The sequence below is a fragment of the Aquabacterium sp. genome (assembly GCF_016195855.1).
GTDB lineage: Bacteria > Pseudomonadota > Gammaproteobacteria > Burkholderiales > Burkholderiaceae_C > Aquabacterium.
This window is the reverse complement of sequence record NZ_JACPYU010000005.1, coordinates 37363-58369: the sequence shown is the minus strand read 5'-3', so window position 1 is coordinate 58369 and position 21007 is coordinate 37363. Positions and strand designations below refer to the sequence as shown.

General features: G+C 65.3%; 26 protein-coding genes. 17 read left to right on the top strand and 9 right to left on the bottom strand.

The features are described 5' to 3' along the window. The first annotated feature begins 10 nt into the window (after window positions 1-10). From HY019_RS06765 to HY019_RS06700, 14 genes are all read left to right on the top strand, one after another. Window positions 11-658, top strand: coding sequence for a hypothetical protein (locus HY019_RS06765; protein WP_290689466.1), 648 nt, complete (start codon window positions 11-13; stop codon window positions 656-658). Further along, the gene (locus tag HY019_RS06760) at window positions 658-1434 is read left to right on the top strand and encodes a 4Fe4S-binding leucine-rich repeat protein (protein WP_290689465.1); all 777 of its coding nucleotides are present in this window, start codon (window positions 658-660) and stop codon (window positions 1432-1434) included. Before HY019_RS06765 ends, HY019_RS06760 begins: the two co-directional genes overlap by 1 nt. Next, on the top strand, window positions 1427-1759 hold the full coding sequence (locus HY019_RS06755; protein WP_290689463.1) for a nitrogen fixation protein NifZ: 333 nt from the start codon (window positions 1427-1429) through the stop codon (window positions 1757-1759). The genes HY019_RS06760 and HY019_RS06755 overlap by 8 nt, the downstream gene beginning before the upstream one ends. A 12-nt stretch (window positions 1760-1771) precedes the next feature. Then, window positions 1772-2107, top strand: coding sequence for a nitrogen fixation protein NifZ (locus HY019_RS06750; RefSeq protein ID WP_363302438.1), 336 nt, complete (start codon window positions 1772-1774; stop codon window positions 2105-2107). Between the two features lie 33 nt (window positions 2108-2140). Continuing rightward, window positions 2141-2482: a DUF3024 domain-containing protein gene (locus HY019_RS06745; RefSeq protein WP_290689575.1), complete on the top strand. Its 342-nt coding sequence runs from the start codon at window positions 2141-2143 to the stop codon at window positions 2480-2482. A 29-nt stretch (window positions 2483-2511) separates the two neighbouring features. Next, a complete protein-coding gene (locus tag HY019_RS06740) occupies window positions 2512-3723 on the top strand; it encodes a cysteine desulfurase family protein (RefSeq protein WP_290689461.1) in 1212 nt (403 codons plus the stop codon). Beyond that, window positions 3720-3941, top strand: coding sequence for a putative nitrogen fixation protein NifT (gene nifT, locus HY019_RS06735; protein ID WP_290689459.1), 222 nt, complete (start codon window positions 3720-3722; stop codon window positions 3939-3941). The genes HY019_RS06740 and nifT overlap by 4 nt, the downstream gene beginning before the upstream one ends. 1 nt (window position 3942) lies before the next feature. Then, window positions 3943-4209, top strand: a complete 267-nt coding sequence (locus HY019_RS06730) for a hypothetical protein (RefSeq protein WP_290689458.1) — start codon at window positions 3943-3945, stop codon at window positions 4207-4209. Between the two features lie 15 nt (window positions 4210-4224). Further along, a complete protein-coding gene (locus HY019_RS06725) occupies window positions 4225-5418 on the top strand; it encodes a DegT/DnrJ/EryC1/StrS family aminotransferase (RefSeq protein ID WP_290689457.1) in 1194 nt (397 codons plus the stop codon). 27 nt (window positions 5419-5445) lie between these two features. Beyond that, window positions 5446-6315 carry an SIR2 family protein gene (locus tag HY019_RS06720; protein WP_290689456.1) on the top strand — a complete coding sequence of 290 codons (870 nt, stop codon included), beginning with the start codon at window positions 5446-5448 and terminating at the stop codon, window positions 6313-6315. A 57-nt stretch (window positions 6316-6372) separates the two neighbouring features. Continuing rightward, a complete protein-coding gene (locus HY019_RS06715; protein WP_290689454.1) occupies window positions 6373-6669 on the top strand; it encodes a 2Fe-2S iron-sulfur cluster-binding protein in 297 nt (98 codons plus the stop codon). A gap of 41 nt (window positions 6670-6710) precedes the next feature. After that, window positions 6711-8303: an FAD-dependent oxidoreductase gene (locus HY019_RS06710; protein ID WP_290689453.1), complete on the top strand. Its 1593-nt coding sequence runs from the start codon at window positions 6711-6713 to the stop codon at window positions 8301-8303. Between the two features lie 8 nt (window positions 8304-8311). Further along, window positions 8312-8671, top strand: coding sequence for a hypothetical protein (locus HY019_RS06705; protein ID WP_290689451.1), 360 nt, complete (start codon window positions 8312-8314; stop codon window positions 8669-8671). Window positions 8672-8755: 84 nt separating this feature from the next. After that, on the top strand, window positions 8756-9733 hold the full coding sequence (locus HY019_RS06700; protein WP_290689450.1) for a hypothetical protein: 978 nt from the start codon (window positions 8756-8758) through the stop codon (window positions 9731-9733). On the opposite strand, the gene HY019_RS06695 is transcribed toward HY019_RS06700, so the two are convergent. Continuing rightward, window positions 9650-10423 carry an alpha/beta hydrolase gene (locus HY019_RS06695; RefSeq protein ID WP_290689448.1) on the bottom strand — a complete coding sequence of 258 codons (774 nt, stop codon included), beginning with the start codon at window positions 10421-10423 and terminating at the stop codon, window positions 9650-9652. The genes HY019_RS06700 and HY019_RS06695 overlap by 84 nt on opposite strands. A gap of 237 nt (window positions 10424-10660) precedes the next feature. Between HY019_RS06695 and HY019_RS06690 the strand changes: the two genes are divergently transcribed. Together HY019_RS06690 and HY019_RS06685 are read left to right on the top strand one after the other, a co-directional pair. Continuing rightward, window positions 10661-11881 carry an autotransporter outer membrane beta-barrel domain-containing protein gene (locus tag HY019_RS06690; protein WP_290689446.1) on the top strand — a complete coding sequence of 407 codons (1221 nt, stop codon included), beginning with the start codon at window positions 10661-10663 and terminating at the stop codon, window positions 11879-11881. Window positions 11882-11914: 33 nt separating this feature from the next. After that, window positions 11915-13129, top strand: a complete 1215-nt coding sequence (locus tag HY019_RS06685) for a nucleotide disphospho-sugar-binding domain-containing protein (RefSeq protein ID WP_290689444.1) — start codon at window positions 11915-11917, stop codon at window positions 13127-13129. 34 nt (window positions 13130-13163) lie between these two features. Here the strand turns inward: HY019_RS06685 and HY019_RS06680 are convergent, their stop codons facing one another. The 8 genes from HY019_RS06680 to HY019_RS06645 all read right to left on the bottom strand — a co-directional run bounded on the left by HY019_RS06680 (window position 13164) and on the right by HY019_RS06645 (window position 20082). Then, the gene (locus tag HY019_RS06680; RefSeq protein WP_290689443.1) at window positions 13164-14222 is read right to left on the bottom strand and encodes an alpha-hydroxy acid oxidase; all 1059 of its coding nucleotides are present in this window, start codon (window positions 14220-14222) and stop codon (window positions 13164-13166) included. After that, window positions 14222-14908, bottom strand: coding sequence for a Fe2+-dependent dioxygenase (locus HY019_RS06675; RefSeq protein ID WP_290689441.1), 687 nt, complete (start codon window positions 14906-14908; stop codon window positions 14222-14224). The genes HY019_RS06680 and HY019_RS06675 overlap by 1 nt, the downstream gene beginning before the upstream one ends. A 21-nt stretch (window positions 14909-14929) precedes the next feature. Then, the gene (locus tag HY019_RS06670) at window positions 14930-17122 is read right to left on the bottom strand and encodes a TonB-dependent receptor (protein ID WP_290689439.1); all 2193 of its coding nucleotides are present in this window, start codon (window positions 17120-17122) and stop codon (window positions 14930-14932) included. A gap of 105 nt (window positions 17123-17227) precedes the next feature. Continuing rightward, entirely contained in the window at window positions 17228-17422 is a 195-nt protein-coding gene (locus tag HY019_RS06665) for a hemin uptake protein HemP (RefSeq protein WP_290689438.1), read from the bottom strand. Further along, window positions 17419-17853: a biopolymer transporter ExbD gene (locus tag HY019_RS06660; RefSeq protein WP_290689437.1), complete on the bottom strand. Its 435-nt coding sequence runs from the start codon at window positions 17851-17853 to the stop codon at window positions 17419-17421. Before HY019_RS06660 ends, HY019_RS06665 begins: the two co-directional genes overlap by 4 nt. 14 nt (window positions 17854-17867) lie before the next feature. Continuing rightward, window positions 17868-18629, bottom strand: coding sequence for a MotA/TolQ/ExbB proton channel family protein (locus HY019_RS06655; RefSeq protein ID WP_290689436.1), 762 nt, complete (start codon window positions 18627-18629; stop codon window positions 17868-17870). 6 nt (window positions 18630-18635) lie between these two features. Then, entirely contained in the window at window positions 18636-19343 is a 708-nt protein-coding gene (locus HY019_RS06650) for an energy transducer TonB (RefSeq protein WP_290689435.1), read from the bottom strand. Window positions 19344-19491: 148 nt separating this feature from the next. After that, window positions 19492-20082: an NAD(P)H-dependent oxidoreductase gene (locus tag HY019_RS06645; protein ID WP_290689433.1), complete on the bottom strand. Its 591-nt coding sequence runs from the start codon at window positions 20080-20082 to the stop codon at window positions 19492-19494. Window positions 20083-20298: 216 nt separating this feature from the next. On the opposite strand from HY019_RS06645, the gene HY019_RS06640 reads away from it, so the two are divergent. Next, the gene (locus tag HY019_RS06640; RefSeq protein ID WP_290689431.1) at window positions 20299-20967 is read left to right on the top strand and encodes a DUF2325 domain-containing protein; all 669 of its coding nucleotides are present in this window, start codon (window positions 20299-20301) and stop codon (window positions 20965-20967) included. Window positions 20968-21007: the final 40 nt, after the last annotated feature.

Genomic DNA, 21007 nt, shown 5'->3' with positions numbered 1-21007 from the left:
GCAGGCCCACATGAACGCGACCGCCGCCCCCGACACTGGCCCCGGCGTCACGCTCATGGACGAGCAGGGCTTCGACAGCGCGGTGCTGGGCCGAGGCCTGCCCACCGAGGTTGAAGCCCTGATCGCCGCAGCCGGCCTGGTCAGGCAGGACCGCGCCCAGGCCGAGCCCCTGCTGCTCAAGGCCCGGGCGCTGGCCCCCACGCACCCGGCCACCCTGATCGCGCTGTACCGCTTCCACTTCTACGGGCACCGCCTGCGCGAGGCCCGTGAGGTGGCGCGCGAGTCACTGGGCATTGCCCGTGCGGCCTTGCTGCCCGCAGGCCATCCGGACCCGGTCGCCGCGGACCTGCCGCCCATCTCGGACGAGCAGGCCCGCTTTGATGCCGCTGTGCGCTTTTACCTGTTCACGCTCAAAGGCTTTGCCTACCTGAACCTGCGCCTGGGTGACATCGAGGTCGGCCGTGCCGCACTGGGAGAGTTGCGCCAGCTCGATCCGCAAGACCGCGTGGGAGGTGCCGTGCTCGCCGTGGTGCTGGCCCGCGCCGAACGTGGTCAATCTGAATACGGCGACGATCCTGGTGATGACGCCGAAGAGGACTACGACGCCCGCGCCCGCTCGCAAGGCCGCCTGCCCCACCGCGGCTGGGGGAGCGCATGATGGCCGCCACACGCGCCCCTGCCGGCGACATCGTCGCCATGGACTGGCATGGCCAGCCCATCGATTGCAGCACCTGCCCGTATCAGGCGCTGAAGGCCCAGGGCGGCTGCGAGATCGGCCACGCCTGCATGCAGGACGGCTACGCGCGCCGCATCGACCGTTTCTTCCGCTGGCACCCCGAGCTGGCCAAAGAGCAGTTGCACCACCCCTACTTCGAGGTGCGTGCCATCTCGGCCCGTTATGCCGATGTTTTCCACCTGCCCGGCATGCTGGCGGACCCCGATGAAACCGTGCGCCTGCAACTGGCCCTGCGCCTGCCGCAACGTGCGCTGCAAAAGCTGATCCAGGACCCGCACCGCGAAGTGCGCATCCGTGTGGCCCAGCGCCTGGACACGGACAAGCTGCCCGCCATGGTTCACGACGAGGACTATGGCGTGCGCCAATGGGTGGCGCGCCGCTTGCCCACCGCGCTGCTGGCCGTGCTGGCCAGCGACCCCGAATCCGTGGTGCGCCAGGAAGTGGCCCAGCGCATCGAGATGCCCGCCCTGATGCGCCTGATCGACGACCCCGCGCCGGAGGTGCGCCGCATCGTCGCACAACGCCTGCCCGTCGGCCTGCTTGAGCGGCTGGCCTTTGACGACGACCTCATCGTGCGTTGGGAAACCGTCCAGCGTGCCCTGCCCGACCTGCTCCAGCGCATGCGCCACGACGAGGACAGCGAAGTCCGCGCCGCCGTGCTGCAACGCCTCAACGACACCGGAATCCCTCATGGCTGACATCAACCGAGATGACGATGTGATCGAGGTGGCCGAGCCACCGCGCTTCGTGTTTGGCGAACGCGTGGTCAGCCGCACCACCATCCGCAACGACGGCACCTTCAACGGCAAGGACATCGGCGATGTCTTGGTCAAGAAGGGCGACATCGGCTACGTGGTGTCGATCGGCACCTTCTTGCAGCAGTTCTACATCTACGCGGTCGAGTTCACCGAATACGGCTACCGCGTGGGCATGCGGGCCAAGGAGCTGATGACCCTGGACAACCTGCCCGACGACGTCCTGGCACAGCTGGGCGAACGCGCCGGCGCGCTCAAAGAACTTTGATAAGGACCCACCATGATGATCGAACCCCGTGAACCCCAATACCAGTGGGGCCAGCAAGTCGTGGCCCTGGTTGACCTGGTCAATGACGGCACCTACCCCGATCGCGCGCCCGATGAGGTGCTGGTGGAGACCGGCAGCGAAGGCGAAATCGTGCAGGTGGGCCGCCACGATGAACTCAACCAGCCCGTCTACATGGTCGAGTTCGAAGGAGGCCTGGTCATCGGTTGCCTGGAAGAAGAGATCCTGCTGTGCATGGAGCTGGACCAGATGCTCGCCGATGCACGGGGGCAAACAAGTGGTCAGCTGAGCTTGCTGAGCGACAGCAGCCCGGACACGGCCACTGCCTGAGCCACAACGTTGGAGGGCCCAGCCGTGAACACCATGCCCATCCCCCAGGCCAGGCAAGCGGCCCGCATTCACGACATGGACCGCGTGCGCATCGAGCGTGCCCTGCGTCACCGTGTGCGCTACCGCTATGTGCAGCCCCAGATCGAGCGATCCGAGTGGGGTGGCTGGGTCATCACCAGCCCCTGCTGCTCGCGCAACATCGATCCCAATGGCGGCGTGATCGACATTGCCTGGGTGGAGCCAGTGGAAGACGCTTGGGCCCTGTACTTCAAGGACCACGTGCACGACCGCTGGGTGTTGCATGACGAGTCCCGGCACCTGCAGCCCCTGCTCGACGAAATCTGCGTGGACCCCATGCGGGTGTTCTGGCCTTGATTGCAAGCCCTGTCCATCACGAGTGAATCATGAACCCAGACTGGATCTACCTGGACAACAACGCGACCACGGCACCGTCTACCGGCGTGGTCGGGGCCATCGCACTGGCACTGAGCCAGACCTGGGCCAATGCCTCGTCTTCCCACGCCATGGGCCAGGAAGCCAAGCAGGCATTGGCCATGGCACGCGGACAGGTGGCCCGCTTCCTGAACTGCAAGCCAGCCGAAGTCGTGTTCACCAGCGGTGCCACCGAGGCCAACCACATCGCCTTGCGCGGTGCGGTGGGTTTCAATGGCCGCCAGCGCCTGGTCTTGAGCGCAGGCGAGCATGCGGGCGTGCAAAAGCTGGCCCGCCATCTGGAACAACGCCAGCAGGTCGCGGTCGACTGGATCGGCCTCATGCCGGACGGCACGCTCGACATCGAACAAGCCCGCCAGCTCATCACGCCCCAGGTGTCCCTGGTATCGGTGATGGCGGCCAACAACGAGACGGGCGTGTTGATGCCCATTGGCGAGCTGGCCCGCCTCGCGCATGAACAAGGCGCCCTGCTGCACGTGGATGCCACCCAGCTGATCGGCAAGCTGCCCTTTGACTTTGCCAAGTCCGGTGCAGACCTGGTATCCCTGTCTGCCCACAAGTTTCATGGACCCAAAGGCGTGGGGGCGCTGCTGGTGCGCCAGGGCCTGAACTGGCCCGCGCTCTTCATGGGCACGCAGGAGCGCGCACGACGCGGCGGCACCGAGAACCTGCCCGGCATCCTGGGCCTGGGCGCCGCCGCCGAGAAGCTCACCATGACGCCCGAGGCCTGGCTGGCGCACACGGCCACGCAAGCCCGCCTGCGCCTGACGCTGGAACAAGGCCTGTTGGCCGCCCTGCCTGGCACCGTCATCTTCGGGGCGCAGGCCGCCCGCCTGCCCAATACCTGCTACCTGCGCTTCGGCCATGTGCACGCCGATGTGGTGCTCCACAAGCTCGACCGCATGGGCGTGATGGCCTCGTCCGGTGCGGCCTGTTCGGCCAGCGGCAACGAGCCCTCGCCTGTGTTGATGGCCATGGGCCTCACGCGTGAAGAAGCCTTGTGCGCCGTGCGGCTGAGCCTGTCGACCCACACCACCGCCCAACAGATCCAGACCGTGATCGAGCGCCTGCCGCTTGAGCTCGCGCCCCTCATGGCCGAACGCGCTGCTGCTGGTGCAGCGCTGGCAAGCCCTTCCCAAGTCTCAACTGGAGTATTTGCATGAAAGTCATGATCCGCAAGGGCGCCGACGGCATCCTGTCTGTCTACATCCCCAAGAAGGACTTGGAAGAGCCCATCGTGTCCATGGAGCGGCCCACGATGTGGGGTGGCCTGGTGACCATGGCCAATGGCTGGCAACTGGCCCTGCCCGAGATGCCCGACGACACCCGGCTGCCCATCACGGTCGAGGCCAAGCGCACCACGACCGGCGAGGAGGTGTGACATGGCCATCTCCAGCGAACAGTTGAGTGAAGCCGCCAGCATCCTGGGCCAGTCGGCCACGGTGCGCGCGGCCGCGGCCACCATCCGCGAGCGCTTTGCGCCGCTGCGTGCGCTGGTGCTGGACGCCTTCGACATGCGCGGCGAACAACCCGCCATGCAGGTGACGCCCGAGCGCGCCATCTACCTCATGTCCACCGATGGCCATTGCTGGACGGTGACCGCCGAACCCCAGCAGGCCTCGGCCTTCGTGCTGACGCAGAACGCCTGATCTGAAGGGCCCGCCATGGAAACCCCAACGCAAACCGAAGCCGCCAACACCACGGACGAAGGGCCAGATAACTGGCTTGTCCTCTCGGACCCCGACATCACCACCGATGAACTCGAAGCCGTGGTGATGACCTTGCGCAGCAACCAGCTGTCGGCCGGCCCCCTGGTCACCGGCTTCGAGCAGGCCATGGCCAACTACATCGGGCGCCAGCACGCCGCGGCCGTGGCCAGCGGCACACTGGGTGCCTGCCTGGTCTTGAAGGTGATGGGCATCGGCCCGGGTGACGAGGTCATCACCTCGGCTTACGCCTGGCACCAGATCGCGCACGCCATCACCATCGTGGGCGCCACCCCCATCCTGGCCGACATCGACTACTGGTCCGGTTGCATCGACCCCGCCAAGGCCGCCGACAAGATCAGCTTGCGCACCAAGGCCATCCTGGCCAGCAACGTCAACGGCCACCCGGCCGACTGGCAAGGCCTGCGCGCCCTGGCCGACCAGCACGGTCTCAAGCTGATTGAGGACAGCACCGAAGCCATTGGCTCACGCTACCAGGGCCAGCTCACCGGCAGCTTTGGTGATGTGGCCATCTTCGACTTCTCACAGCCCTCGGCCCTGTGCTGCGGCCAGGGCGGCATGGTGCTGACCGACGCCCCCAAGATCGCCAGCGAGCTGGGCTACCTGCGCGAGCGCCGCATCAGCGACCGCAACTCGGTGTCGGTGGGCAGCCGCGTGCCCTGGCAGGCCAGCATGAGCGATCTGGACGCGGCCATTGGCCTGGCCCAGCTCAAGCGCATCGACGAGATCCTGATGAAGCGCAAGCAGGTCGAGTCCTGGTACCACACGCAGATGCAAAGCTTTGAAGGCATCAAGCCGCCTTATCTCGCCGAGAACATCGACGAGGTGCACTGGATGCTCTACAAGATCCATCTGGGCAAGCGCTTCACCGGCAGTGCACGCAACCAGATCATCGAGGACATGGACTCGAACTCGGTGGAGTCCGCCATTTACTGCGTGCCCTTGCACCAGCAGTTCCATTACCAGCAAAGCGGCTGGCACCGCGGCCTGCTGCCCAACACCGAGCGCATCGCCGACCGCTCGCTCACCCTGCCCTTTCACACCCACCTGGACGAAGACGAGGTCAAGTACATCGTCAAGACGCTCAAGGACGCCTCCGTCAATGTGGGCGCAGGTGCCGCCATCTACTGACACGAACCGAACACATCGGAGTTGAACATGCCCGTCATCGAAGCCCAAAACAAGCCCCTTGCCGCCGCCAACGTGAACGAGTGGCTGCCCGAGCTGGTCGGGGGCCTCAAGGAAGGCCGCGTCGTGCCCTACCTGGGCCCCGGCCTGCTGGACCTGATCCCCGACTGCCCCGTGCCCTCCACACCCGAAGCCCTGGTGGCGCAGTTGACCGCCAAGGTCACCGTGCCCCACAAGATCCGCAACCGGCTCACGCAGGCCGCGCAGTACATCGAGAACTTCAAGCACCGCAAGAGCGTGGTGGGCCAGATGGACGAGGCGTTCGCCAAGGTCCCCACGGCCAGCCCCTTGCACGACTGGATCGCCAGGCTGGCCCCACCGCTGGTGGTCGAGAGCTGGTATGACGACACCCTGGTCAAGGCCTATGCCGCCCAACGCCCCGCCAAAGACTGGGGGCAGGTGCAGGGCTTGTCCCAGTCCGAGCACTTCGGCACCTGGACGGCCTTCTACGATGCGGACGGCCAACTGGCCGAGAGCTGCTCGCCCGCGTGGAAGGCCCTGGTCTACCGCCCTATCGGCGGCCGCTCGCCGGCCAGCAACTACCTGGTGTCGGACTCGGACTATGTCGAGGTGCTGACCGAGATCGACATCCAGACCCCGATCCCCGCCGAAGTGCAGGCGTTGCGCAAAGGCAAAGGCTTCCTGTTCATGGGCTGCCGCTTCAACGACCAGCTCACGCGCAGCTTTGCCCGCCAGATCATGAAGCGCTCCGGCGAGCGCCATTGGGCGGTGCTGCCCAACGAGCCCACCCGCATGGAAGCGCGCTTCCTGGAAGAAAACAACGTGACGCGCATCGACCTGAGCCTGGCTGAAGTGGCCGCGCTGCTGTGCGCGTCCTGACCCATCCCGTTCATTCTGTTTCCCGCCAACCGCTGACCACCACAAAGGAGTAGCACCATGACCACCCTGACCATCCTGCCCGCCGGCATCACCTTCGACGCGGCCCCCGGCACCACCCTGATGGCCGCCATCAAGGCCGCTGGCGCTGCCATCATGAGCAAGTGCGAAGGCAAGGCCCAATGCGGCGCCTGCCATGTCTTCATCCAGGAAGGCTGCAAGAGCTTGTCCAAGATCCAGCGCACCGAGAACGAAAAGCTCGATGCCCTGGTGGGCGTGAGCTCCAAGTCGCGTCTGGCCTGTCAGGCCACGCTGGGCGAAGAGCCCGTCACGGTCGAGCTGCTGAGCTTCGTCTGACCCCACGCTGAACCGGCCAGCAAGCCCACGGGAGGCCCGCCATGATCGATGTCGCCATTGTTGGAGCCGGCCTTACCGGGCTGGCGCTTGCCAGGCAACTGCACCTGCAGGGCCTGCGTGTGGCCGTGTTCGATGCCCGCTCGCGAGCGGGTGGGCGCATCCTCACCGATGTGCCCACACAAGGCGGGGCCGCCGTGGACCTCGGTGGCAGCTGGTACTGGCCCGACACCGAGCCCCGCATCACCGCGCTCGTCGAATCCTTGGGCCTGCGCTCCTTTCCCCAACCAGACAGCGGCGTCGTGCTGAACCTGCCCGACGCCAGCCGCGCCCCCGAGCCACTGGACGCCGAAGGCATCCATGGTGGCGCCCGCCGCTTGTCGGGCGGCATGCAGCAACTGGCGCGCACCCTTGCAGGACACCTGCCTGAGGGCACGGTGCAACTGGGCCAGCGACTGGTGTCGCTTCAGGACCAGGGCGACCACATCGCCTTGCGCCTGAGTGGCACCACACCCGATACCCAAGGCACTGTGACCGAATTGACCCAGGTGCAGGCCAGGCGTGTCGTGCTGGCCGTGCCGCCCAGGCTGATGGCCCAGGGCATCCGGTTCGAGCCCCCGCTGCCGGCCTTCACGGTGGACGCGATGAACGCCGTCTCGACCTGGATGGCACGCGAGGCCAAATCCATTGCGCGCTATGACCAGCCTTTCTGGCTCCAGCACGGCTGGTCAGGCAGCGCCTTCGTGGGCCATGTGCAGGCCGTGTTGCGCGAAGTGTGGGATGCCAGTGACGAACACGGTGCGGCCCTGGCCGGCTTTCACGCCATCCCACCCGACGCCCGCGCCAGCTTCGAGCGCAGCATGCCCCTGCTGGTGTCCAGCCAGTTCGCGCAACTGTTCGGTCTTGAAGCACAGGCCGACACCATCACCACACAGGACTGGGCCACTGACCCGCTGACCTGCAGCGACCTGGACCGCACCGACCAGCTTGGTGCCCCACCTCAAGCCGACCCGGTCTTGCGCCGCCCGCATTGGTCCGGTCGCCTCTTCTTCGGCGGCACGGAAACGGCCAGGCAGGCCGCAGGCCACATGGAGGGCGCGCTGGAGTCCGCCGCCCGCCTGGCCGATTTTCTGCGCCCCGTGCCGGCAAGCCGCGCGCCCGAGTCTTTGCAGGGAGATGCAGCCCTGGCCCGCTTTCAACAATGGGTGGCAGCCGAGCGCGAACAAGCCATGCCCCGCTACCAGCAACACGTCAAACAGATGTTGTCCAGACAGGACCGCGAGCAGCTCACCCAACGAGCCGTGCTGGCCGCCGTCGAGCAGACCTACACTCGCGCGCTGGAGCAACTGGCCAGCCTGGACCTGTGCGCCAGCGAGCCCGCCGAGCCTGGGCACGCGTCAGGCCGCCACGCCTTGACGCCGCCGGTGCTGGCCACGTTTGCCGGCTTCAGCAAGGAGCTGGTGGCCGACGCGCTTGTCTTCAACGCCAAGTCCTGCGCGCTGTCCAACTTCCCCGACGAGCACAAGCCCGACGGGGACTACCTGCGCGCCATCACCGCCGACCTGGCTGCCGCCTGGGTGGAATTCGCCTGGGCCACCAACGACCTGTTGTGCAGCCGCGCCCTTCAAGCCCACTGAGACAGACCATGTTTGGCGCCGCCCTGCTCAAGACGATCGAAGAGGCCGGCGTTGCCGTGCTGACCCTCACCGAAGGCCTGCAAGACAGCGAGTTGCTGGCCTCACGCCTGACCCGGCAGGAGGTGGCGCGGCAGTTGCGTCTGCTCACGGAAGCGGCCGCCGCCCTGCCCCCCGAGCTGCGCGAAGGCATGCCCGAGGTGGACTGGGCCGGCACCGCCGTGGCCGGGCAAGCCCTTGCGGGCCCCGGTGGGCGCGAGTTGGACGACGCCCTGGTGTTCGGTGCACGCGCGCTGACGCCCGCCCTGATGATGTGGCTGCGGGTTTACCGCCAGCAACACCCCCAGTGGTTCAGGATGACCCCGACTTGAGTGGCTCCGGGCATTTACCCGGCCCCTGTCCTGCATGAAGCGGGTGCTACATTCAGCCGGATCCGGCTCACCCCACACCCAGTCATGCAAATGGAAGCAAGCGGCACAACAAGCCAGCCCAAGAAGATCCACATCTTGCTGATCGCCATGGTCAACGTGCTGCTCGCAGCCATGCTGACCTTCAGCCACGCGGCCAAGAGCCGGGTACTGTTCAAGTGGCGCTTCCTGGTCGACTTCGATGGCGAACAGCCATTCCAGTCCCGCGTGCTGACCTTCATGATCGCCAATGGCGTCGACAGGCTTCACCCTTTGGGCGACCGGGGCCTGGCCTTCCTGTTCATGGCCATGGACTTCACCGCGACCGTCATCGCCTTCATTTTCGTGTGGAAGGCCTGGTCTGCCATGGGCAAGAACAAGGGCAGCCTGCTGACCATGTTCTTCCTGTTCTGGTGGCAGTTGTTCGCGACCTTTGTTGTGTCGAGCTACAACAATTACTACTACCCGTATGACATGACCTCGCTGGCCTTCATGGCCATCGGTGTGTGGATGATCGTGTCAAAGCAACCCTGGCTCATGCTGCTCGCGTTCTGCGTGCCCGCGATGATGAACCGGGAAACGGCCATCCTCCTGCCCTTCTTCTACCTGGCCTTCCATTGGCCAGCCTGGCGTGCCGTGTGGCGGCCGTTCCTCGCCATGCTGGCCGTGAGCGTGGCCGTCAAGGTCATCATCTCGACACTGCTCAACGCCTCCAGCGATGACATGGTCTCGCTCTACCACGTACCCGGCTTCCTGCGCCTGTACTACAACTTCGCTTTCGCCTGGCTGGGGCCAGAGTACCGCGGCACGGCCAATGTGTTCTTTGCCTTCGGCTTCGCCTGGGCGCTGCTCTTCATGCGCGGCAAGGCGGACACGCGCCTGCGCAACATGATGCTGTGCTTCATCCCCTTCTTCCTGGGCATGATGGTGGTGGGCAACCTGTCAGAGATCCGCATCTTTGCGGAGTTCATCCCCCTGATGGCCTTGCTGCTGGCCGGCAAGCTGGCCTCTGACCCCAAGGCCTGATTCAGGCGCTGCACTGACCCAATCCATCCAGGCCTTCACATCGTGTGCAAGGGCCTGCACCGGCACGGCCGTCAAAGGATGGGCCGCCCCCGGGAACATCAGCACCGGACTTTGCAGCCAGGCCCCCAGACGCCTGGTCTCATCGGCCGACACCAATGGGTCAAGCTCGCCGGAGATGACCAGGGCCGGCATCTCGCTGGCCGGCCAGGCGTCCTCCCCCAGCAGTGGCACCCCCTCCAATGACTTGAACATCGCCTGGTTGAGCAACATCACCGCACGCCAATCCTGTGGTGCATGCCGCTGACGGACATCCTTCGCATACGCTTTGCTCAACCGGCTCACGCGCTGCGGGGAGGTCAAATGCACCACATGCGATACCGCCTTGGCGTCGTAGATGACCTTGGCCGCCAAGGTCCACACGCCACAGAACCGCGCCGGGTGCTGCCGGGCCAGGTACAAGGCCAGCAGGCCGCCAAAGCTGTACCCGCCCACAAAACAGCGCTCGATGCGCCGCTCATCCATCTGGGCGAGCAAGTCCGCCGCGATGGCGGGCACGGACAAGGCAGGTGGCAAGGGCCGCCCCCCATGCCCCAGCATGGTTGGCAACCACACGTCGGCATATGGCCGCAACTGTTCGGCCAGCAGGGCCATGCCCGCTGGCACGCCATTGCCGCCATGAATCAACATCATCTTGTGCATCACTTGTGCATCGCGAAAGCCCTTCGGCGGCATTGTCAGCCAAGCCAGCCCCCACCAAGAAGGGGGGGTGCCCGCCACCACGCGTGTGGAACAATCCGCACCATAAAGCCGCCTACCAAGCGCGTGCGTCACATCAAACAGGGGAGATACCAGGGGGTATCAAGGGGGCTCGGCCGCGTGCCAGCTCTTGGTGACCGCGCGCAGGCCATAAAACTCGCTGGTGCACCTATGTTCAAAACTACCATTCCGCTGATTTCCGTGGGCGTCGCGCTCGCCGGCGCATCAGCCCTCACGCCATCAGAAGGCCACGCAGCCTGCTCGGCCAACGTCACGTCGGTCCAGGACCCTGCGCCCATTGACGACAACGTCGCATATGGCGGCGCAAGCGACAACCTTTTCCAAGGTGGACTGCCCCCCATTCAGACCGGGCGCAATCGCCTGACCGCCCAGGCGGCCGGCACCAACGCCTCGCCAGCGGCGGCCACCGCGACCGCGCTCAACGACGTCACCGCCTGCACGTCCGAGGCCTTTGGCGCACCGCTGGCAGCACAAGGCGCACACCGTACGCGCGCGAGCCTGGACAGCACGCTGCGCCGTGTCGCGCAGTTGCGTCTGCAACCTCGATCGACGGACTCGGCACCGCTGAACCTGTATGCGCTTGGCTCTGACCAATCACGCAGAGAAGGTGGTGATGCGGCATCAGGCTCGTCGGCCCTGCGCGTCAGCAGGGTGGACATCACCGTGGGCGCCGACTACCGGTTCAATGACCAGTGGACTGCGGGTGCGTCGCTGGGCCTGGGCCGCACGCGGATGCGCTATTTTGGCGACGATGCCAAAGTGGACGGCAACAGCGGCAACCTCACCGGCTATGGCAGCTGGAGCCCCAGCCCCGCCAGCTATGTGGCCCTGGCCATCAGCACCGAGAAGACCCACTACACCGTGCGGTCTACCGACGCGGCCAGTGGCGCCCAGGATCGCGCCAGCGGCACCAGCCTGGGCATCAGCCTGTCTGCCGGCTATGACCTGAACCTGGGCGCCTGGACCCTCTCCCCTTACGCGCGCGCCGATGAAATAAGCAGCCGCATCGGCAGCTTTGGGGATGGCGCTGGCTCGACCACGGCCCGCAGTGGCTCGGTCAGTGCCGGCTCCCAGCTCCAGACCAGCATCCCCACCAGCTGGGGGTTGATCGCGCCTCACGCCCGCCTCGAATTCACGCACATCACAGGCTGGCACCTGCAGGGTGAATCCGGCATGAGTTATGCCGCTGGTACGGGGCCGCTGCCCACACCGAACCCATGGGCCATTGACCGCCAATATGGCCAGTTCGGCCTGGGTGCCTCGGCCATCCTCCAGCGCGGTTTGACCCTGTTCACTGACTACGACACGGGTTTTGCTCAAAAGAACGTCAGCAGTTGGCGCTTCACCCTGGGCGTGCGAAGCGAGTTGTGACCGCCAGCAGCGAACCGGCGCGCGCTGGCTGACATGGCCCGCTTTGCACTGGCCTGGGAACAAGGTGGGGGCATGGGCCATGCTGCCACGCTGGCCCAGCTCGCCAGAACACTGTTGAAACACGGCCATGAAGTGGACCTGGTCTGGCGTGATCTGAGCGCCGTCAACAGCTGCCTGGGCGATCTGCTCGACGAACCCGGCTTGCGCCTGTGGCGCGCACCAAGCTGGCGGGGCGCTGCCAACGCACCGGGCATGCCAGCGGCTGCGCGTACCTATGCGGAGTTGCTGTGCTTTTGTGGCTACCTCGATGCACCGTTCTTGCGCGGCCACGTCAAGGCATGGCTGGATCTCTTGCGCGAGATTCAACCCAAAGTGCTGGTCACCGACCACGCCCCTACAGCGCTGCTTGCGGCCAAGGGCATGCCCGGCATGCGCACGGCGCAAGTCGGCAACGGCTATTTCCAGCCGCCAACGGGCAACCCATTTCCCAGTTTCCGTTTCTGGGACACCAGCCCCGTCGACCCTGCTGATGAAGCCACCTTGCTGGCGCATTGCCAGTCTGCGCAAGGCGCTTGCGGGATCGAGCCGCTACCAAGCCTGGCCGAGCTGCTGCAGACCGACGTGGATGCCCTGCTGACCTGGCCGGAACTGCACCATTACGGCCCAAGGGCCTCACCAAGGCAGACCTTCACCGGGCCGCTGCCGCCACCCCTGGTCTCTCGATCGGGGGCTTGGCCAAGTCAGGCGCCGCCAACATGCCTGGCCTATGTGAAGGCGAGCCACCCCGGGATCGACGCCATCCTGGCCATGCTGATGGCGGCCCGCTTGCCGACCTTGCTCGTTCTGCCCGAAGCCACGCCCGAACACCTGGCAAAGCTGCAGGCGCATGCCCACATCCACACGGTACGGGCGCCGATCAACATGACCGAGGCCATCGCGCAAGCTGCCGTGGTGATCTGCCAGGGCAACTCGGGCACGGTGTTTTCTGCGCTGTCGCGCGGCAAACCATTGCTCTTGTTGCCAGCCCACATCGAGCAATGGCTCGTTGCCTATCGTGCTTGCGAGCTGAACGCAGGCATCGCGCTACAGCCCCATGAAATCGACAGCACGGGCGTTCAAGCCCTGCATGCACTGATCGATGACCCTCACTTTCGCATGCATGCACAAGCGGTCTCTCAGCGGCATACCGTGGAAGACGAACAAGGCAACCTGGCCCGCCTGTGCGAGCTGGTCATGGCCCTGGCCTGAGCACCCGGCCGTCCCAGCTGCCATCCCTGCAGCCTCAGAGAGGCTGACCTGCGTCCAGTACCTGAGCGGTGACATCAGCCAGCGTGGCACATCCCGTGAGCGCCATCGTCATCTCCAGCTCGTCACGCATCAGGCGGATCACATGGGCCACACCCAGGGCGCCGTGGCTGGCAAGGCCCCAGATATAAGGCCGCCCCAGCAACACGGCCGCCGCACCATGGGCCATGGCCACCAGGGCATCGCGGCCACCGCGTACACCGCTGTCAAACAACACGGGCGCACGGCCTGCCACACGCGCCACCACACGCGGTAAAGCTGCCAGGCTCAGGGCTGCGCCTTCCAGCACGCGGCCACCATGGTTGGAGACGACCACGCCATCGCAGCCCAGGTCCAGGGCGCGCATGGCATCGTCCGGGTGCAACACCCCCTTGATCAACAAGGGCAGCGTCGTCTGCGCTCGCAACCAGGCCACATCGTCCCAGGTTGGCGCCTGGACCATCCAGCCATCAAACACCAGGCTCCCGCCCTCCACAGGCACGGCCGCATGGGCCTCAGCTTCCAGGTTGACCGCGCGGATGTCAGCAGGCAGGCGCATGGTCGCCAGCTTCACGGGCGCATCGACGGTGAACACGATGGCCGAGCATCCTGCGTCCACAGCTTTGCGCAAGAGGCGCTGCGTGCGCTGCCGGTCGCGCTGCCAATACAGTTGAAACCAGGGCGCCAGGCCACCGCCCTCGACGGCCGCCTGCACGATGGTCTGGATGTCCGTGCTGGCCAGGCTGCTGATCAGCTGCTGGCCGCCTTGTGCTGCTGCGGCCATGGCGGTGGCCACCTCGCCATCGGCGTGAAAGAGGCGTTGGTAGGCCACCGGTGCCAGCAAGAAGGGATGGGCCAGATCCTGTCCGAACAAGCGCAGGCGCGTGTGCCCGCCCGCCACGGCGCTCAAAGGCCGGGGCATGAGGCGCACCTCGGACAGCGCATGCTCGTTGCCCGTGCCGTCGCCGTCCTGCAGATAGCGCCAGGTGGCCTCGTCCAGGCGCTCGCGCGCCAAAGGCATGTAGTCGCTTGCGCGGTCAATCAGCGGCAAGCTCATCAGCTGTCCGCCCAACGGCGCAGGAGGTTGTGATAGGTGCCCGTCAGGCGCACCACCGGGTCGGATTCGCCCACCTCCTGGCGCAATTGCAGCAAGGCCATGTCCATGTCGTACAGCAGCCGGCGCTGCCCTGCATCGCGCACCATGCTCTGGATGAACATGAAGCATGCCTGACGCTGCCCCCGTGTCACCGGTGTCACGGCGTGGATCGAGGACGAGGGATACAGCACCAGGCTGCCCGCCTTGAGTTTCACGCCGTGCGTGCCAAAGGTGTCTTCGATGGTCAGGTCGCCGCCGTCGTATTCCTCGGGCTCGGACAAGAAGAGCGTGGCCGACACATCGGCGCGCACATAGCCCTCGCCGCGCTGCGGCGACAGGCGCATGGCGCAATCGGTGTGAAAACCGTAGGTATTGGCATCACCGCCGTAGCGGTTGAAAAAAGGCGGCAAGACCTTGAGTGGCAAGGCTGCCGCGAAAAACAGGGGGGACCGGTTCAAGGCCCCCAGTACCAGTTGCCGCAAGGCCGTCAGGTGCTCGGCGCTCTCGGGCAACTGCTGGTTGTTCTTGGCTTGGGCGGCCTGAGGCCCCGCCGTGATGGCACCACTTTGCCATTGGGAGCGGGCCAGCAGGTCGCGGGCGGTGGCCAGCTCTTGCGTCGTCAGAACATCGTCGATCGTGATGAGCATGGCCCCTCCATGTGGCAAAGATCAGAACTTGTACTCGGCCGTCACAGTGACGGTACGACGAGGACCGGGCACCGCAAAGCCACCGTTGTCATACACCGATTCGTAGTAGACCTTATCGAACAGGTTCTTGACGTTGACGCGGTACAGCCACTTGTTGGTCGGCTCGAACTCGACCATGGCATCCCAGCGCACATACGACGGCGCGGTATTGGGGTAGTACACCCCATTGAGTGTGGGCACGGCACCGGTACCGCTGGGGTTCACCGCCTGGCGGTCACCCTTGGCCTCGACACCACCACCGACCTTCCACTGGTAGTTGAGCTGGTAGGTCGACCACAGGTTGAAGGTGTACTCGGGCGTGTTGCGGGCGCGCTTGCCGGTGTATTCGGGGTTGGCCACCGTGATGGCCCCGGTGGTGGCATTCACGTTCTCTGCCACTTCCAGGATCTTGGCGTTCATCAGCGCCAGGCCGGAAAACACTTCCCAGTCTTCATTGATGCGGCCAGCGGCTTCCAGCTCGATGCCCCGTGTGCGGCGCTTCTTGGTCAGGATGGCAGCGGTGGACTCCAGGTCGCCATTGCGCTCCCAGTTCTTCGTGGCCTGGTAGACCGCGGCACGCAAGGCCAGGTCACCTTCCATCACCAGCCACTTGGCACCCAATTCGAGCACGTCGCTGCGCTCGGGGGGTTGAGGCTTGACCGTCAGCTGATACAGGTCGGCCGTCGGGCTGAAGGAGTCGCTCCAGCCAAGGTAGTAGTGGGTGTCGTCCGTGGGGTGGTAAGACAAGGCGCTGCGGTAGCTGTTCTCGCCGTACTTCAACTTGGGCGAGGTGGCACTGCTGTACTCGGCGTCCATCTGGTCGCGGCGCACGCCCAGCGTGGCCTTCCACTTGGGGATGAACTCCACGGTGTCCTGCACATAGTAGGCATACGAATCACTGGTGAAGGCTGTGGCCGTGCCGGTGGTCGCTTCCTCATAGGGGCGATAGTCAGGCGCGGTGTTCGTGCCGTAGTTCTGCAAGGCCTTGCGGAAGCTGTCCTCGCGCAGCAACTCCAGCCCGGTGATCACCTCGTGCTTCATGCCCGCCAGCTCGAACTTGGTGGACAAGTCCGACTGCAGCGTGATGGTGCGGTAGTCCAGTACTCGCGCCACGTTGCCACCGACGGCCCCCACGGCGTCAGGCAGCGTGGTCAGGTTGGGCGTCTTGGCCCAGTAGCTGCGCTTGTAGTCGGCGCTGCGCAACTGCGTGCGCAACTGCGTGCTCGGCGTGATGCGGTACTCGTTGACCAGCGTGGTGATGTTGGTGTCGCTGTCGTCAAAGGTCTTCTCGTTGCCAAAGTAAGTGCTGGCCGGCAGACGCTCGCCCGGCTTGCGCGTGGACGCATCAAACGAGTTGCCATAGTCCGGGTTGTCACGCCCATAGGCCGTGTAATGGTTCAGCCAGAACTGGTTGTCCGTGTTGAGGTTCAAGCCCAGGCTCACAGCCAGGCCGGTGCGATGGACCTCGGGCTCACTGCCCGTCGTCGGGTTGCTGCGCCAGCTGCCTTCATCGCGCTGCATGGCGTTGATGCGAATGGCCGTGTGCTCGTTGATGACCTTGTTGAGGTCGGCCGTGGCCTCCTGGTAGCCATGCGTGCCCACGCTGCCCGTGAGCTTGTACTGGTCGCGGGCCAACGGGGTCTTGCTGACCTGGTTGATCACGCCGCCGGCCTGGCCGCGGCCAAACAGCATGGCGCCTGCACCACGCAGCACGTCGATCTGCTCCAGGTTGAAGGTCTCGCGGTTGTACTGCGCCGTGTCGCGGATGCCATCGAGGTACATGTCCCCGAAGGTGTAGAAGCCGCGCAGGTTCATGTTGTCGCCAGAGCGGCCACCTTCGGCGGCGTTGAACGACAGGCCGGACACATTGCGCAGCGCCTCTTTCAAGGAACCAACCTGCTGCTGCTCCATGATGCTCTTGGTCACCGTGGTCACGGCCTGGGGCACGTCATGCGGGTCCTGCAGCACCTTGCCCACGCGGGTGGTGGTGGCACGGGCGCCATCGGGTTTGTCGACATCGGCCTGCACATTGACAGGCGCCAGTTCCTTGGCCTTGGCCGGTGTGGCCTCTTCAGCCAGTGCCTGTTGAGACAGGGGCGCCAGGCCGGCCATCATGAGTGCGCCCAATGGCAGCAGGTTCTGGTGGCCTGCACGTTTTTTCTTGCAATGAGACATGGTCAGTCAATCCTGAATGGTGAAGTCATGGAGGCTGGCTGGCTTGTGCACATCATGGCGACTGGCTGGCTGCGGTGAATCAGTGGTCTGAAACGGTCGGGGGAATTACTTGGTGAGGATCAGCTTGTCGTGGCGCGTGATCCTCAGGCGGTATTCCTCGCCTTGATGCTGGATGATCAGCTCGCGCTGGCCCTCGAACAGCTGCTGGCTGTCCACGCGGGGCGGTGGGGGCAAGGGCTGGCGCATCGACAAGGCCGGGGTGTTGTCCTCGGCCGGGTTGCTGTCCATGGTGGTGCTCATGGTGCTGACGGCGCAGGCGTGCTTGGGTCGGTGATGAAGCCGATCTTGCCCAGGCCTTCACTGGCGGCCATGGACATCACCTGCGCCACTTTCTCGTATGGCGTGGTGCGATCAGCACGGATGTGCAGCTCGGGTTGAGGTTGCAAGGCCGCCGAGTCATGCAGGCGCACCTTGAGCGCATCGGCTTCGATGGGGGCGCCATTCCAGTACAGGTGGCTCTGGGCATCGATGGCCAGTTGCACGTGATCCGGCTTGGTCACATTAAGGGAAGAACTTGCCTTGGGCAGGTCCACCTTGACCGCATGCGTGAGCATGGGCGCCGTGACGATGAAGATCACCAGCAGCACCAGCATCACGTCAATGAGCGGCACCATGTTGATCTCCGCCAGAGGGGCGTTGTCCTCTTCGCCTTCCAGGCTTCCGAATGCCATGTTCGTGCTCCCGATCAGCGCACTGCGTGCGTTTGAGCGCGCGGCAGGTCGATCACCTTGTCCGCGCCGGCCAGGTTGCCAGCCATGCGGGGTGCCGCCTTGATGCCCGTGGCCATGAAGTTGAAGACGTCATAGGCAAAGGAGTTCAGCCGGGACATCACGTTGCGGTTCACACGGGCAAACGAGTTGTAGGCAATGGCCGCGGGGATGGCCACAGCCAGGCCGATGCCGGTCATGATCAGGGCCTCGCCCACGGGGCCGGCGACCTTGTCGAGCGTGCTCTGCCCCGTCAGGCTGATGGCCGCCAGCGCGTGGTAGATGCCCCAGACCGTGCCGAACAGGCCGACAAAGGGGGCGCTTGACGCCACCGTGGCCAGGAAGGACTGGCCGAACTCCATGCTGGCCTTGTCTTCCTCGATGGCACGGCGCAGGGCGCGCGTCAGCATCTCGTCGGGGGCACCGGCGTCGATCAGGCTGGCGGCCTCTTCGCGGCGGCTGAGGTGGTCCAAGGCCGTGAAGCCGTGGTGCAGCAGATGCGAGAACGGGTCAGAAGAGCCTTGTGCCTTGATGTCGCGTGCCACGGCGTCCAGATTGGGCGCATCCCAGAAGGCCTTGAGGAAGCGGCGGCTGCGCTGGCTGGTGCGGTAGACCTGAACCGATTTGGTGACGATCAGGTACCAGCAGGTGATGGAGCCAAACAGCAGGATCGCCAGCACAAAGCGGGCAACCAGGTCCAGATGCGCCCAGAAGTGGGCCAGGTCAAGTGACTCGTTCATGGCAGTTCAATCCTTGAGACTAAAGATGATGGGGACGGTGACCCAGGCGGCCACGGCTTCAGATCCTTGACGGGCGGGCACGAAGCGCCAGCGGCTCACCGCAGCCAAAGCGGCCTTGTCGAGCCGTTCGTAGCCGGAGCTGGTACCCAGCTCCACCTTGCCGGCTGCGCCAGAGGCCTCGACATGCACACGCAGCAGCACCTTGCCCTGCTCGCGTTCACGGCGCGAGATAGGCGGGTAGACCGGCTTGGGGTTGTCCAGATAGTCGGCGTCGAACTTGGGGGGGAGGGGTGTGGCGGCGGGCACCGGCACGGCGTGCGCGGCCGGTGCGGCCTGCGCGGGAGCCGGCGGGGTCTGAATGGGCGGCAAGGGTGCGGGCGGCAGCGTCTTGGCTTCGTTGGCCACGGGCTCCTGCGCCATGGGCTTGGCAGCCAGCACTGGCACGTCTTGCGCACGGGTCACCCGCTCCTGCTTGGCCACGGGCTTGGGCTTGGGCGGCGTGATGTCGGGGGCCTTGGGTGCCGGCGGCGTGGGCGCCTTGGCCGTGATGACCTCGACCATCAATGGCGGCCGAGGCGGCGTGATCGGCAAGGTGCGGGAGACCGTCAGCAGCAGCGCGACACCCACGTGCGCCGCCACAACCATCGCCATGGCTGTTGGCGAGATCCTGAAGGCGGAAGGCTGGCCACCGTGGATGGCAAGTTGGGCTGGCATGCTTACTGCAAATGCGAATCATTGTTAATTCATTGTAATCAAGAATGATTCGCATTTCAATGCAGATCAAGACGCGTCAGCCCGTATCCCCCGTGAATTGGTGACGATTCACCACGTCTGCCCCCTATCAGGTGGCTCAACAGGCGACTCAATACGCCCTTCGCCCCAGCTTGCTCAACTTGCCACACCAGGTGGCGACGCCTGCCTCGCCCAGGCCATCGACACCACCGATCAAGGTCTCGCGGATGGGTGCGATGCCCACGAAACCCAGAACGTTGCGCTCCAGCGCCTTCACGCTGTGGGCCCGGAAGTACCACCGGTAGATCAAGGCGGGCATACCCATGGTCACCACCACGCGGGCCGAGCGCCCCGTCAACAGCTTGGCAGGCAGGCGCCCTTCCCCGCCCTTGCTCAAGGCAAAACCGGGCCGCGCCACCTGCTCCAGAAAGCCTTTGAGCAAGGCCGGCATGTCACCCAGCCACAAGGGAAAGAACAGCACGAGGTGATCTGCCCAGGCAATGGCTTTTTGCGAAGCCATCAACGCGGGCGGCACCGCACCCTCCTCCCACTCCTGCTGGCTTCGCAGCAGAGGGAAGTCCAGCGTGGCCACATCCACCACCTGCACCTCGTGGCCGGCGGTGATCGCCCCTTGCGCGTAGGCCTGGGCCAACACATGGCACAGATGCTGGCCGCCAGCTGCATCAGGGTGCCCTTGAATGATCAGAATGCGCTTGTTCATGTTTCCATGATCTGGTCAGCCAGACCTTTGCCCTTTGATAAGGCGCAACGTGCTCATGCGCCAACACTAAACCGCCCCGCCCGCGTGGCCGGCGAGCGGCCACACTCGAACAACCACGATGGCATCAGGTTTGTTGCGTGCCTTGCTTGCATTTGCGAATGATTCTTATTTACATTGATAAGCATCGCAAACCAGGCGCACCGCGGCGCACGTCCCATGCCACACCACCTCGATCAGCATCAGGCCCATCTTGCCGCCCTGATGGATGAAAACGCCGTGCTGGCCCGTGAACTGGCCTCGGCACAAAAGCGCAGCACCTGTATCGCGCAGGCGCAAGCCCAGCGAATTCAGACGCTGGAAGCCACGCTCGTGCGGCTCAGAGGTGACCTCATCCGCAGCGAGACCGACAAGGCGAGGCTACAGGAACAACTGGCCCGCATGGAGGCCGGCAGGTCGGTGGCCGCGTCGGAGCCCGCCCCTGCTGCGGAACAGGCCAAGGACGCCACGCCCCTGACCAATCAGACTGTGTTGTGCGTAGGGGGGAGAACGGCCGCCGTGCCCCTCTACCGCTACGTCATCGAGCGCACGGGGGGCCGCTTCCTCCATCACGATGGCGGCGAGCACCACTGCATCAGCAAGCTCGACACCACCCTGGCGGCGGCCGATCTGGTCATCTGCCAGACCGGCTGCATCAGCCACGATGCCTACTGGCGCGTGAAAGAGCATTGCAAACGCACCGGCAAGCGCTGTGCGTTCGTGGACACGCCCAGCAAGGCGGCCCTGCAAAAGGCTTTGGGCAGCTTGAGTCAGGAGACGCAAGCGGCGCCATGCCCGCCCGCCGTGCTTCAACTGGCCCGGGCCAAGCCCAAAGCCCGGACCGACTGAGCCGCCAGGCTTCCCCCTCCCTACTGACAACAAGGCGCGA